Origin of the sequence: Roseospira goensis (assembly GCF_014197795.1) — a bacterium.
In the GTDB taxonomy this organism is placed as follows: Bacteria; Pseudomonadota; Alphaproteobacteria; order Rhodospirillales; family Rhodospirillaceae; genus Rhodospira; species Rhodospira goensis.
The window spans coordinates 219,979-232,221 of the sequence record NZ_JACIGI010000002.1 but is presented as its reverse complement, the minus strand read 5'-3'; the positions used below and the strand labels follow the sequence as shown (position 1 = coordinate 232,221).

At 69.3% G+C, this 12,243-nt stretch carries 7 protein-coding genes and 2 pseudogenes; 3 read left to right on the top strand and 6 right to left on the bottom strand.

Going from position 1 to position 12,243, the window contains the following annotated elements; translation table 11 throughout:
* A pseudogene (locus GGD88_RS19360) lies at positions 1-152 on the bottom strand (ISL3 family transposase); the annotation flags it as partial.
* Between the two features lie 455 nt (positions 153-607).
* Here GGD88_RS19360 and GGD88_RS02000 point away from each other — a divergent pair.
* The 3 genes and pseudogenes from GGD88_RS02000 to GGD88_RS19355 all read left to right on the top strand — a co-directional run.
* A complete protein-coding gene (locus GGD88_RS02000) occupies positions 608-3,331 on the top strand; it encodes a cation-transporting P-type ATPase (RefSeq protein WP_184431178.1) in 2,724 nt (907 codons plus the stop codon).
* Between the two features lie 576 nt (positions 3,332-3,907).
* Complete coding sequence (locus GGD88_RS01995; protein ID WP_221236951.1) at positions 3,908-5,806, top strand: DUF4914 family protein; 1,899 nt, start codon at positions 3,908-3,910, stop codon at positions 5,804-5,806.
* Between the two features lie 227 nt (positions 5,807-6,033).
* Positions 6,034-6,096 (top strand): annotated as a pseudogene (locus GGD88_RS19355) (hypothetical protein); the annotation flags it as partial.
* Between the two features lie 28 nt (positions 6,097-6,124).
* Here the strand turns inward: GGD88_RS19355 and GGD88_RS01990 are convergent.
* The 5 genes from GGD88_RS01990 to GGD88_RS01970 all read right to left on the bottom strand — a co-directional run bounded on the left by GGD88_RS01990 (position 6,125) and on the right by GGD88_RS01970 (position 12,224).
* Positions 6,125-6,550 (bottom strand): biotin/lipoyl-containing protein, encoded by a 426-nt coding sequence (locus GGD88_RS01990; protein WP_184431176.1) that lies wholly within the window; start codon positions 6,548-6,550, stop codon positions 6,125-6,127.
* 93 nt (positions 6,551-6,643) lie between these two features.
* Positions 6,644-6,961, bottom strand: coding sequence for a hypothetical protein (locus GGD88_RS01985; protein WP_184431174.1), 318 nt, complete (start codon positions 6,959-6,961; stop codon positions 6,644-6,646).
* Between the two features lie 50 nt (positions 6,962-7,011).
* Positions 7,012-8,589 carry an acyl-CoA carboxylase subunit beta gene (locus GGD88_RS01980; protein WP_343056194.1) on the bottom strand — a complete coding sequence of 526 codons (1,578 nt, stop codon included), beginning with the start codon at positions 8,587-8,589 and terminating at the stop codon, positions 7,012-7,014.
* Positions 8,590-8,692: 103 nt separating this feature from the next.
* Positions 8,693-10,210: a methylmalonyl-CoA carboxytransferase subunit 5S gene (locus tag GGD88_RS01975; protein ID WP_184431172.1), complete on the bottom strand. Its 1,518-nt coding sequence runs from the start codon at positions 10,208-10,210 to the stop codon at positions 8,693-8,695.
* A 535-nt stretch (positions 10,211-10,745) separates the two neighbouring features.
* On the bottom strand, positions 10,746-12,224 hold the full coding sequence (locus GGD88_RS01970; RefSeq protein ID WP_184431171.1) for a peptidoglycan -binding protein: 1,479 nt from the start codon (positions 12,222-12,224) through the stop codon (positions 10,746-10,748).
* Positions 12,225-12,243: the final 19 nt, after the last annotated feature.

Below are 12,243 nucleotides of genomic sequence, written 5' to 3'. Positions count from 1 at the left end.
ACACTCTCAGCCAGACGGGTTGTCACCCGGGCATAGCGCGCCAGCCACGACAGGCGTTCAAGGCGTGGACCGCACCGGGGGCACGCGACCCGGCGCCGCGGGACCGACACGAAGGTCGTGGCGTCAAGAATCGGAAGGTCACGGACCACTCGACACTCAATGTCATGCACCGCGTCGGCCGCCTCACCGCAGCCGTCGCAGATCAACGCCGCGCCCGGCTGGAAGCCCAGGAAAACCCAGACTTCCGGCTGCTCACCCTCACGCCGCTGGATCGTCTCAACGCGGTAGCCTTCCCAGCCTCCAAGCCAGGACATAGGGTCATCGAAGGACAACGGGGCCTCCCTGGCAGTCTGTGTCGTGTCGCAACTACCAGTGTGTCAGACCGTCCCGTTGTCCGCCCCTCCCCGATTTTCCGTCATGAACCAAACGAAAAGGGCATCCATGCACGGATCGCACCGCCCACGGGTGGGCTCCGGTGGAAGCCCCCCCCGAGATCCCGTAGATTGGACAGGAAGCGCACGTCAGAGGCCCCGCCGGAGCCCCCCGCCGGAGGCCCCTCCGGAGGACCCTGTCGTCCGGGGTTCACGAGACAGCGAAGATCGCCCGCATGACCCAGACCCGTACGGACACAGCCTTTCACACCCTTGGCCCGGACGAGGCGCTCGGCGCGCTGGCGGCGGAGCCGGGCGGATTGAGCGGGGCGGAGGCCGCCCGCCGGCGTGCCGAGTCCGGGCCGAACCGGCTGCCCGAGCCGCCCCGGCGCAGTCCGTTCCTGCGGTTCCTCTCGCATTTCCACAATGTCCTGATCTACGTGCTGATCGCTTCGGCCGCGGTCACGGCGGCGCTGTCGCACTGGGTGGACACCGGCGTGATCCTCGCCGTGGTGATCGTGAACGCGGTGATCGGCTATGTGCAGGAAGGCCGCGCCGAACAGGCGATGGCGGCGATTCGGGGGATGCTCGCCCCTCGTTCCGCCGTGGTGCGCGACGGGCGGCGCCAGAGCGTCGACGCGGCAGATCTGGTGCCGGGCGATATCGTGCTGGTCGAGGCGGGCGACCGCGTGCCGGCGGATCTGCGGCTGATCGAGGCGCGCGGCCTGAAGGCCGAGGAGGCGATTCTGACCGGCGAGTCCGTCCCCGTCGACAAGGGCACCGCGCCGGTCGCCGCGGAGGCCGCGCTCGGCGACCGGACGCCGATGCTGTTCTCCGGCACCCTGGTGGCCGCGGGCACGGGGCGTGGTGTGGTCGCGGCGACCGGGATCCACACCCAGATCGGCCGGATCAGCGGCATGCTCGCCGGTGTCGAGACGCTGACGACCCCGCTGGTTGCCCAGATGGACCGCTTCGCCCGCTGGCTGACCGTCTTCATCCTGATCGTCGCCGTGTCGCTGCTGGCCTACGGCTATTTCGTCGGGCACCTCCCGTTCTCCGACCTGTTCATGGCCGTCGTCGGCCTGTCGGTCGCGGCGATCCCCGAGGGGCTGCCCGCGGTGCTGACCATCACCCTCGCGGTCGGCGTGCAGGCCATGGCGCGTCGCAACGCCATCGTCCGCCGCCTGCCGGCGATCGAGACGTTGGGCTCGGTCTCGGTGATCTGCTCCGACAAGACCGGCACGCTCACGCGCAACGAGATGATGGCGGCGACGCTCGCGGCCGCAGAGCACCTCTATTCCGTGGCCGGCAACGGCTATGCCCCCGAAGGCGCGGTCCGCTATCGCGAGGCCGACGCCCATCCCGACGAGCATGCGGTGCTGATGGAGTTCGCACGCGCCGCCGGGCTGTGCAACGACGCCGTCCTGCACGGCGCGCAGGACGGATGGCGGGTCGAGGGCGACCCGATGGAGGGGGCCCTGCTGGCGCTGGCCGGCAAGATCACCGGGGCTGGGGCCGAGTCCTTCTGTCAATGGACCCGCACCGACGCCATTCCCTTCGATGCGGCGCACCGCTACATGGCCACCCTCAATCACGACCACGAGGGGAACGCCTGCATCCACGTCAAGGGTGCGCCGGAAGCGGTGCTGGCGCTGTGTTCGGGTCAGCGCGCCGCGGCCGGCGGGACGGACCCCCTCGACGCCGAACGCTGGCTCAGGTCGGTGGAAGAGCTGGCCGCGGAAGGGCAGCGGGTGCTCGCGGTCGCCGTCCGGACGGTGCCGCAGGACCATACGATCCTGAACACCGTCGACCTGGAGGGTCAGCTCACCCTGATCGGCCTGATCGGCCTGATCGACCCGCCCCGCGCCGAGGCGATCGACGCCGTGGCGGAGTGCCATGGGGCCGGCATCCGGGTGAAGATGATCACGGGCGACCACGCCGCCACCGCCCGCGCCATTGCCCGGATGATCGGGCTGCAGAACCACGACCGCGTTCTGACCGGCGCCGAGGTCGAGGCGATGGACGACACCGCGCTGGCCGCGGCGGCGGCGGAGACGGACGTGTTTGCGCGCACGTCGCCCGCGCACAAGCTGCGCCTTGTCAATGCGCTACAGTCGCGCGGCATGACCGTGGCGATGACTGGCGACGGCGTGAACGACGCCCCCGCGCTCAAGCGCGCCGACGCCGGGATCGCCATGGGCCGCAAGGGCAGCGAGGCCGCGAAGGAGGCCGCCGAGTTCGTGCTCGCGGACGACAATTTCGCCTCCATCGCGGCCGCGGTGCGTGAGGGGCGCACCGTCTACGACAACATCAAGAAGGTGATCAGCTGGACCCTGCCTACCAACGCGGGCGAGGCACTGACGATCGTGGTGGCGCTGTTTGCCGGCATGGCGCTGCCGATCACCGCGGTGCAGATCCTGTGGGTGAACCTGATCACGGCGATCACGCTCGGCCTCGCGCTCGCGTTCGAGCCGTCCGAGCCGGGCACGATGCGCCGCCCGCCCCGCCCGCGTGACGAGCCCCTTCTGACCGGCGAACTCGTCTGGCACATCGTGCTCGTCTCGAGCCTGTTCCTGACGGCGGTGTTCGGCATGTTCTTCTACGCCACGGATCGCGGCTACCCGATCGAGCTGGCCCAGACGATGGCGATGAACCAGCTGGTCGTGCTCGAAATGTTCCACTTGTTCTTTATTCGCAACATCCACGGCGCCTCGCTCACCTGGGCCGCGGCCCGGGGCACCCGGATCGTCTGGGCCTGCGTTCTCACCGTCATCGCCGCGCAGTTCGCCCTCACCTATCTGCCGCCCATGCAGGCGGTCTTCGGAACACGGCCCGTGCCGCTTCTTGACGGCGTCCTCATCGTGGCGGTCGGCGTCGTCTTCTTCGCATTGATCGAGACCGAAAAGCAGATGCGCCTTGCGTTCCGCCGTCCGCTCGCCGCGCGCGGCAGCCGGCCGTAACGCCCCCGCCCGTTCCGGGGCCGGAGCGGATTTTCAGCACGGATCGCGCTCAATCGGAACCACGGCGTGGTTCAGATGGGCATCAGCCGATCGCGACAAACCGGACTCGCGGCACGATTTCGGTTCTTTGGCGATAATCTGCTGTAAAATCAATAATGTAGAGCCGATTCACGTTCGAAATCGGACCACATCTGCGGTTCCGATTTCGAACAATCGGCTCATGTCCCGTGGCGCCTGCCGCTGACCCGCGAACCGAACCGATCGAAGGCGGCCCTTCGGGGACCCGCCTGTCTGGGTCCGACCGGCACCCGGTCGCGGCGTGGCCGGGTGTGGCATGACCCGGTCCCGGTGGCCGGCCCCTCTTGCCCCGCGCGGGCCGGGACGCCACGTGACAGCCGGGAACGGCAACCCGACCTGTTCTCCGCCCGGCGGGGGACGGCGAGGGCGCCCCGGATCGCCGCGGGCGCCCCGGATCGCCGAGGGCGACGGTGTCAGGACAGATCAGTCTTTTTTGCGACGACGACTGAAACTGCCGGCTCCGCGCGCGGGGCGGGCGAACGACGGGGAGAAGCAGCCATGGACATGCAAAACGTCAGCGCGGCGCCGGCCCGCGTCACCTTCCCTCTGCCGCCGCATGTCGCGGCGGTGGTCGAGGCCGCACCGAGTGTCTACGTGGCCGAGAGCCGCGAAGACCTCCTGGACAAGGCCTGCGGCGGCCCGGACTGTACCCTGTTCGAGGTCGGCTACGACACGCCCGGCCGCGGCTGGGTCCTTGAGGCCACGGTGGCCCGCTGCCGCAACGGCGCCGCCGTGAACTACGTCGACACCTATATGCGCCGCCGCGACCCCGACAGCATGGTGGTCGCCGACGACGGACCGTCGGACAAGCCCCGGTTCAAGGACCGGTTCGGCGTGCCCTTCACGCAGGCGCGACAGGATATCCTGGACTGGTTGGCCGGGCAGGACCTGATCCTGGTTCCGTTCCGCTCGGGCCACGCCGAGCACGGTTACGACAGCCTGTTCATCGGGCCGGCCAACGCCGGCTTCTTCGCCGGCGGCCTGGCCGACCTGCAAGGCCATGTGGCCGGCAGCGAGGCCGGGGCGGACTTCCGGCCGCAGGCGTTCATCTTCCTGGCGCCGCCGTTCCGTCACACGCTGTGCGACGGCAAGCAGGTGGTGGTCCACAACCGCTCTGCCGATATGCACGAGATATTCTCGCTTAACCTGTATCCGGGGCCGAGCGCGAAGAAGGGGGTCTACGGCATCCTTCTGAACATCGGCGAGGCCGAGGGCTGGGTGACCAACCACGCCTCCACGGTACAGGTGGTCACCCCGTACGACTACACCTTCACGATCATGCACGAGGGGGCCTCCGGCGGCGGCAAGAGCGAGATGCTCGAATACCCGCACCGAGAACACGACGGGCGCCTGCGCCTGGGCCACAATCTGGTGACCGGCCAGGAGCGCCACCTGGTCCTGCCCCAGACCTGCCGGCTGCATCCCGTCACCGACGATATGGCCCAGTCCCAGCCGGAGCTACAGCGCCCCGGCGGCAAGCTGGTCACCATGGACGCCGAGAACGCGTGGTTCGTCCGGGTCGACCATATCACCGGATACGGCACCGATCCGCACCTCGAACGGATCTGCGCCGCCCCGAGCAAACCGCTGATCTTCATCAACGTCCAGGGGGTGCCCCACGCCACCACCCTGATCTGGGAGCACACCGAGGACGCCCCCGGCAAGCCCTGCCCCAATCCCCGTGTCATCCTGCCGCGCGACGAGGTCCCGAACATCCAGGACGAGCCCGTCGAGGTGGATATCCGCACCCTGGGGATCCGCACCCCGCCGTGCACCCGCGACAAACCCACCTACGGCATCTTCGGCATGATGCATATCCTGCCGCCGGCGCTGGGCTGGCTGTGGCGCCTGGCTGCGCCGCGCGGGCACGCGAATCCGAGCATCGTCGATACCGAGGGCCTGCAAAGCGAGGGCGTGGGCTCGTTCTGGCCATTCGCCACCGGCCGGGTGGTGGACTTCGCCAACATCCTCCTGAACCAGGTCCGCGAGACGCCGGAGACCGACTTCGCCATCTTCCCCAACAGCCATATCGGGGCGTGGCATGTCGGCTTCATGCCGCAGTGGATCGGCCGCGAGTATCTGGCCCGGCGTGGCGGCGCTCGCTTCCGGCGCGGTCAGTTGCGGCGGGCCGATACCCCGCTGCTTGGCTATGTGCTGCTACAGATGCACGTCGAGGGCGCCAACGTGCCCGAGTTCTTTCTCCAGGTGAACCGCCAGCCCGAGGTGGGCGATGCGGCCTATGCGGAGGGGGCCGAGCAGCTCAAGGCGTTCTTCCGGCGCGAGCTGGAGCCCCTGCGGCGGGACCCGCGGCTCGATCCGCTCGGCAAGCGCATCATCGAGGTGTTCTACGACGGCGGCAGTCAGGGGCAGTTCAAGAACGTGTGGGACGCCGCCTGACCCTGACCGGCTCTTGATGCGAGCCTAGAGCGGAACGCCCGATTACGGACTCGCGTGGTGATTTCAAATTCGGACGTTTCGCTCTGACACCAACAGATCGCGCCGAGTCACGCTCCAAATCGGCCCCACCCCGGTGGTTCCGATTTCGAGGGATCGGCCCTAGCCCGCACCGAGAGGACCTCGGTGCGGGCTGGGAGCGCTGACCGCCCGGCGTGCCGGCGCACCTGATGACGCGGCAGCGAGTCAGGCGGTGTTCCTTCAGGCGGTGTTCCTTCAGGCGGTGTTCCTTCAGGCGGTGTTCCTTCAGGCGGTGTTCCTTCAGGCGTAGTCCATCAGGATCTGCCCGACCTTCACGCCATCGCCCTCGGCGACCCGCAGCGCCTTCACGGTTCCCGGGTGGCCGGCGACGACGTTGGTCTCCATCTTCATCGCCTCCAGGACCATGATCAGGTCGTCCTGCTTGAGTTCCTGACCGGGGCTGACGGCGATACGGTTGACCACACCCGAAAGCGGGCTGCGGCTCACCTTCTCCTCGTCCACCGCCGCATCGTCCCCCGCGCCGCCCGCCGGGCCGCCCGCGCCGTCCTCGCCGCCGGCGCCCGGCGCCGGTCCGGCCGAGGAGCGCACCGTCATCGGCGGCGCGTGCGGTGGCAGGTAGCCCGGCCGCGGCGGGGGCCGGTCTTCTTCCAGAACCTCGACATCGAGGTCGTAGGTCTTCCCGTCAAGGTCGATGCGCAGTTTCACGGCCGGAACTCCTGGCGTAGGCGGCCGGGCGGCGGGCCCGGGCAGGTCCGCGGGCGGGCCGGCAGGCCGCTTTCGGATGAGGGTCAAAGGGGCCTAGTGTCCCCGGTGCAACTGATGCGAGGTCTGGATGGCGGCGCGTCCGTGGCGGGTCCAGGCGGGCGCGCCGTCCCCGGCCGACCGGACCCGCCGCGCCGAGCGGATGCGCACGCGCTTGCCCAGGTAGGAGGTCACCGCGGCGGCCAGCATGGCCAGCGTCTCCGCACCGACGTCGGCGTCCCGATCCCGCTCGACCTCGGCCTGACGGGCCTCCAGCACCGCCACCTGGGTCCTGAGCGCATCGAGTTCGCCGCGCATGTCCTCGCGCAGGCGCTCGACCGCGGCCATGACATCGTCCAGGGTCAATTCGCTCATGTCTCTCGCTCCTGCCGGCCTTGCGGCCGATGCACGGTCTGGGGGCGGGCTCACAGCGGGATCAGGCCGTGCTTCTTGGGCGGACGCACCTCGCGTTTGGTCCACAGGCTTGCGAGTGCCTGGCCCAGATAGCGCCGCGTCTCCGACGGTTCGATGATGTCGTCGACAAGCCGCCGCCCGGCGGCGACATAGGGATTGGCGAAGGTCTCCCGGTACAGCCGGATCATCTCCGCGCGCTTGGCCCCCGTATCCTCGGCCTCGGCGATGGCCTTGCGGAAGACGATCTCGGCCGCGCCCTCGGCGCCCATGACGGCAACCTCCGCCGATGGCCAGGCCACCACTCGGTCTGCGCCCAGGTCCTTGCCGCACATGGCGAGATAGGCGCCGCCATAGGCCTTGCGCAGGATCACCGTCAGCTTCGGCACCGTGGTCGCGGAGTAGGCGAACAGCATCTTGGCGCCGTGGCGGATGATGCCCCCATACTCCTGCTCGACCCCGGGCAGGAAGCCCGGCACGTCAACGAAGGTGACCAGCGGGATGTTGAAGGCGTTGCAGAAGCGGATGAAGCGCGCGGCCTTGTCCGAGGCGTCAATGTCGAGGGCGCCCGCCTTCACCGAGGGCTGGTTGGCGACCACGCCGATGCTGCGGCCCTGGATGCGGGCGAAGCCGATGACGAGGTTGGCCGCGAACCCGGCCTGAATCTCCAGCAGGTCGCCATCGTCGACGCACCGCGCGATGACGTCGCGGACGTCGTATCCGGCCTTGACGTCGGCGGGCACGATCTCGTTGAGCGCCGGGTCCGCCTCCAGCGGCTCGTCGAACGGCAGCTGCGGCGGATCCTCAAGGTTGTTCGATGGCAGGAAGCTGAGCAGCCGGCGGCACTGGTAGAGCGCGTCCTCGTCGTTTTCGGCCACCAGGTGGACCACGCCGGAGCGGTTCATCTGCGCATCCGGCCCCCCGAGCGCCTCTGCGCTTACCGTCTCCCCGGTGACCTGCTTGATCACCTGGGGCCCGGTGATGAACATCTGCGCCTGCCGCGTCTGGATGATGAAATCCGTGAGCGCCGGGCTGTAGGAGGCGCCGCCGGCGCACGGGCCGCAGATCAGCGAAATCTGGGGCACCGAGCCGGACAGCATGACGTTGGTGTAGAAGACCCGGCCGTAGCCGGACAGGCTGTCGATGCCCTCCTGCACGCGAGCACCGCCGGAATCGTTGATGAACACGAACGGCGAGCCGGTCTTGAGGGACATCTCCATCATCTCGGCCACCTTGAGGCTGTGCACCTCGCCGGCGGCGCCGCCGGAGACCGTGAAGTCCTGGCTGGCGAGATGCACCACCTTGCCGTCGACCCGGGCGCAGCCGGTGACCACGCCGTCCGCCGGCAGGTCCTTGTCGGCCATGCCGAGCGACGTGGCGCGGTGGCGCGCGAACAGACCGATCTCCTGGAAACTGCCGGTATCGACCAGGTGTTCGATGCGCTGGCGCGCCGTCATCTTGCCGGCGGCGTGCTGTTTGTCGATCTGCGCCGGTCCCCCGCCACCCTCAACGCGGGTCCGGTTGGCGGCGAGGCCGGCGATCTTCTCCTTCATGCTCGGTGTGGGCGGTGCGCCCCCCTGACCCTGAGACATCAGGCGTTCCTCTCCCTGGATTGGCGTGCGTAACCCGGCCGTCGGCGCGGCCGGATTCCGTCCGGCCGCGCCCGCCTGGGTGGGGTGTCGTCGGTGAGTGGGCTCAGGCCGCCGGGGAGACCCGGACCTGGTGCTCCCGGCCGTTGAGAGTGACGACGTACGTCACCGGAGCCTTCGCGGCCTTGTCGGCGTCGCCGGACTTGCCGGAGGCGGGTGCTGGCGGTTCCGTGACCCGCGACGCCTCTGGATCCTTGGCCAGGGTCTTCGGCCCCTCGTGGCGGGTCTTGAAGAACTTGGTCGAGACCTGCGGGAACATGGCGTAGGTCAGCACGTCCTCGTCGCTGCCGTCGAAGCCTTCGAGCGCGGCGGCGGTGGCCCGCAGTTGGTCCCACTCCGGCTCCAGCAGGTCGGCGGGGCGGCCGGTGATGGCCGGCTTCTGCTGCTGTGCCTCGGCCTGCGTCAGCACCTCAGGGTTCTTGTCGCCGAACGTGCTGCCGTAGTACCCCAGCATCAGGTCGGCGAATTCGCTGGTCATGGTCTTGTAGCGGCCCATCAGGACGTTGAAGACGGCCTGCGTGCCCACGATCTGGCTCGACGGCGTGACCAGCGGCGGATAGCCGGAATCGGCCCGCACCCGCGGCACCTCCTCCATGACCTCCTGCACCCGATCGCCGGCGCCCTGGCCCTTGAGCTGGTTCTCCATGTTGGAGAGCATGCCGCCGGGGATCTGGCTTTCGAAGATGTCGGTGTCGATGACGGTGAAATCGCTCATGAAATGCCGGTAGCGCTTGCGCACCTCGGCGAAGTGATCGCGCACCGGGCGGATGCGCTCCAGATCGAGGCGGGTCGTGTAGCCGGTGCCGTCCAGCATCTCGACCAGGGATTCGGTCGGATTATGCCCGGAGCCGAGCGACAGGGAACTGATCGAGGTGTCGACCACGTCGCACCCGGCCTCGATCGCCTTCATCATGGACACGAAGGTGACCCCGGTGGTGGCGTGGCAGTGCAGGTGCACCCGGGTGTCCTCGCCGCAGGTCTCCTTGATGCCGCGCACCAGCTCGTAGGCCGGCTGCGGCTTCAGCAGCGCGGCCATGTCCTTGATGCAGATGGAGTCCACGCCAAGGTCCTTGAGCCGCTGCGCCATCTCCACGAAGGCCTCGGTGGTATGGACCGGCGAGACCGTGTAGCAGATGGTGCCCTGCGCCTCCTTGCCGGTGCGGCGCACGGCGTCGACGGCGGTCTTCAGGTTGCGCAGGTCGTTCAAGGCATCGAAGATGCGGAACACGTCCATGCCGTTCTCGGCCGCCTTGTCGCAGAAGCGCTCGACCACGCCGTCTTCGTAATGGCGATAACCGAGCAGGTTCTGCCCCCGCAGCAGCATCTGCAGCCGGGTCTTCGGCATCAGCTTGCGGAAGGTGCGCAGCCGCTCCCACGGGTCCTCGTTCAGGTAGCGGATGCAGGCGTCATAGGTGGCCCCGCCCCAGCATTCCAGGGACCAGTAGCCGGCGTTGTCCAGGTCCTCGCACACCGGGACCATGTCCTCCATCGCCATGCGCGTGGCCATCAGGCTCTGGTGGGCATCCCGGAGAATGAGCTCGGTGACTTCGATCTGACGTCCCATCGTGATGGTCCTCCCTCGCTGCTGCCGTTCCGCGGGGGCCGGGTGTTCGCCGAACCGTCTGGCGAGCGCGTCGAGTCCGGGCCGACCGGTGCCCACTCGCCGCAGGTGCACCGGACCGCACCTGTGTCCAGCCCATCTGTTGTTCCTGGATCCTTTGGCAGAATATGGGCGGCGGGACAGTCGACACAAGACGGTGACAGGCTACGGTTTCACCGCCGCCACGCGGTCACCTGACGCCGTCCCGACGACTCCGGACTCCGGACAAGGAAGCCGCCGACGAGCCGGCCGCGCTGCCGATCGAGGCCGCCTCCCCCTGGCTGATCATGGCCTGTCAGGCCGAGGCCCTGTGCGACCTGTGCGGCATCCCCGACGCACGCCGTCTGGACGGGCTGGACCCCGGGGGCTGCGCGCCGTGATGTGGCAATGGTGCTGGAAGAAGTTCCGGTGGCGCCAGGTGACCTCTCAAACGTCTCAGACGTCATGCGCCTTGCAGGACCGCCCGCAGGCCGCCCAGGCCACGGCAAGGCTCGCGCGGCTACCGCTGGTCCAGCTTCAGTTCGATGCGGCGATTGCGGGCATAGGCCTGCTCGGTGTCGCCCGCGGCCACCGGGCGGTGCTCGGCGAAGCCGGCGGCGGCCAGGCGTTCCGGCGGCACGCCCTGGTCGATCAGGAACTGCACCACCGAGATGGCCCGCGCCGTCGACAGCTCCCAGTTGTTGGCGAACCGGGGCGTGCTGATCGGCCGTTTGTCGGTGTGCCCGTCGACGCGCAGGATCCAGTCGATCCCGGGCGGGAACTGCTGCGCCACGCTCATCAGGGTGTCGGCTAGGTCGGCCAGGTCGTCGCGCCCCGCCGGCCCCAGCGTGGCCTCACCGACGCCGAACAGCACCTCGGACTGGAACACGAAGCGGTCGCCCTCCACCCGGATGCCCTCGCGGTCGCCCAGCACCGCCCGCAGGCGGCCAAAGAACTCGGAGCGGTAGCGTTGCAGCTCCTGCACCTTGGTGGCCAGGGCGGCGTTGAGGCGCTGGCCCAGGTTGGCGATGGTGGCCTGCTGGGCCTCGCTCTCGGCCTCCTTGGCCTCCAGCAGGTCGTTGAGGCGGGCCAGTTCGGTGCGCACCCGCTTGAGCTGGGCGTTCAGCATCGCCGCCTGGGCGCGCGCCTGCTCGGAGATGCGCTGCTCCTCCGCGAGCGCGCCCTCGGTCTCCGAAAGCTGGCGGTCCATGCTGCGGATGCGATCTTCGAGGTCGTCGCGCAGGGCGGTCAGCGCCTCCACGTCCTGGCGCAGGCGGGCGAGCTGGGCCAGCGAGGTCTCGATCGTCTCCTTGTCGACGCGGATGGTCCGGTTGGCGGCCTCCAGTTCGGCGCGCAGCCGGTCGCGGGTCTCGGTCAGGTCGGCGACCTGGGCCTCCAGCCGCGCCAGGTCGGCGAGGCGCGCCTCCAGGGTCTCGGCGTCGGCCTCGATGGTGGCATAGGCGGCCTCCAGGTCCGCCGCCAGCCGCTCTTCCGCGGCCTCCAGCGCGGCGATGCGGTCCTCGCGCCGGACCAGGGCGGCCTCGCGGTCGGCCACCTGCCCCAGGGCCGCCTGAAGGCGCTCGGCCAGGGTGCGGCGGTCGCCCTCCAGGGCGGCGATTTCCTGGCGCTGGCGCTCGACCAGATCGAGCGCCTCGGCCAGTTCCAGTTCGGTCGCCTCGCTGGCCCGGGCGGTGCCGATCAGCGCCTCCCAGCGGGCGTTGGCGGCCTGTAGATCACCCGAAAGCTGGGCCACGTCGGCGCGCAGGTCGGCGTTGGCCTGGCGCTCGATCGCCAGCAGGTCCTCGTACTGGGCCACCTCGGCGCGCAGCCGGTCGAGGGCGGCGTCGCGCCCGCTCAGCGCCTGGCCAAGGAACACCTGGGCCAGCACGAACACCAGCAGCACGAAAATGACGATGATCAGCAAGGTGGCCAGGACATCGACGAATCCGGGCCAGATGTCGAGGCTCTGGCCGGCGCGGCGGCGGCTGAGACTGGCCATGGCGGTTCCATAGTGTCAG

Excerpts from the sequence above, each read along its gene's own strand:
- GGD88_RS01985 (WP_184431174.1), bottom strand. The coding sequence starts at position 6,961 with ATGAGCGAATTGACCCTGGACGATGTCATGGCCGCGGTCGAGCGCCTG.
- GGD88_RS02000 (WP_184431178.1), top strand. The coding sequence starts at position 608 with ATGACCCAGACCCGTACGGACACAGCCTTTCACACCCTTGGCCCGGAC.
- GGD88_RS01975 (WP_184431172.1), bottom strand. The coding sequence starts at position 10,210 with ATGGGACGTCAGATCGAAGTCACCGAGCTCATTCTCCGGGATGCCCAC.
- GGD88_RS01980 (WP_343056194.1), bottom strand. The coding sequence starts at position 8,589 with ATGTCTCAGGGTCAGGGGGGCGCACCGCCCACACCGAGCATGAAGGAG.
- GGD88_RS01970 (WP_184431171.1), bottom strand. The coding sequence starts at position 12,224 with ATGGCCAGTCTCAGCCGCCGCCGCGCCGGCCAGAGCCTCGACATCTGG.
- GGD88_RS01995 (WP_221236951.1), top strand. The coding sequence starts at position 3,908 with ATGGACATGCAAAACGTCAGCGCGGCGCCGGCCCGCGTCACCTTCCCT.